We start from the raw sequence: 1091 nt of genomic DNA, 5'->3' as shown, positions 1-1091 counted from the left end.
GGGAGCAGTGCGGTGTCGGTGACCACGATCGGGGCGCCCGCGGCCTCGGACGGGGGTAGCACGTCCACGCGCACCAGGCCCGTCGTCGCGTTCGGACCGTCGGTCACCTGGTAGGTCAGGTCGTACGAGCGCGGTTCCATCGACACGAACGTGAACGTGCCCGCGTCATAGTTCGGCGTGATCTCCGCGGGAGCGGACTCCGAGACCGACGCCAGACGCAGCTCGTCGTCGTTCGGGTCGGTGTCGTTGCGCAACGGCTCCACCGTCACCGGCTGACCCGCCGGCACCACCACGTGGTCGTTCACCGCCACCGGCGGCTGCGGACCCGGCACCACGTCGACCAGGAGCTTGCCCTCGAAGGACATCTCGCCGTCGGAGACCAGCAGAGTCACGATCTTGCGGCCGGTGGAGCCGCCGCCGTCGCGGAACTCCACGGTTCCGTCCGGGCGCGAGCGCACGTCGTCTCCCGCCACGGTCGCCGCCGCGGACGCGAGGTAGAGGTCGTCGCCGTCCGGGTCCTTGAAGTACGGCAGCACCTTGATCGTGGCCCGACCGCCCTGCCCGACCCGCAGCACCGGGTCACCCGTCTGCTCCGGCGGCGCGTTCTCCCCCCACGGCGACACCTTCAGCGTGACCCCGGCCTCGGCCACGCCCCCGCGCCCGTCGGCCACCGAGTACCGGAACGTACCGGTCCCCTCGGCGTCCTCGGGCACCACGGCCTGCAACGCGGCACCGCCCATGATCGCCTGCACCGTCGCGTTGGCCGGGGAGTCCCCCGCGAGCGACGCGGTCATCACGTCCCCGTCGGGGTCGACGTCGTTACCCAGCACCGGCAAGATCGTCGTGCGACCCGGACGCACCCCGAAGGTGTCGTCCTGCGGCTGCGGCGGCTTGTTCGGCTGCGAACGGTCCGCGATGAACTGGTCCACCTGCTCCGGGTTCGTCAGCTCGGCGTCGGACTCCTCGCCCTCGGCCTCCTCCGGCATCTGCACGTCCCAGTCGTCGACCTTCTGGTACTCGTCCGCCGCCATCCACAACGTCCCCGCCGACAGGTCGTTCAGCACGATCACGTGCCGGTTCACCCGGTACTC

At 71.1% G+C, this 1091-nt stretch carries 1 protein-coding gene; it reads right to left on the bottom strand.

What is annotated here, in order from left to right; genetic code table 11:
* Nucleotides 1-1091, bottom strand: a 1091-nt coding sequence (locus tag NF338_RS20945) for an Ig-like domain-containing protein (RefSeq protein ID WP_264032515.1), incomplete at both ends; no start/stop codon positions are given.

The organism is Cellulosimicrobium sp. SH8, from assembly GCF_025818875.1.
GTDB lineage: Bacteria > Actinomycetota > Actinomycetes > Actinomycetales > Cellulomonadaceae > Cellulosimicrobium > Cellulosimicrobium cellulans_D.
Note: the sequence above shows the minus strand (reverse complement) of the source record. Positions and strands in the feature narration are given on the sequence as shown.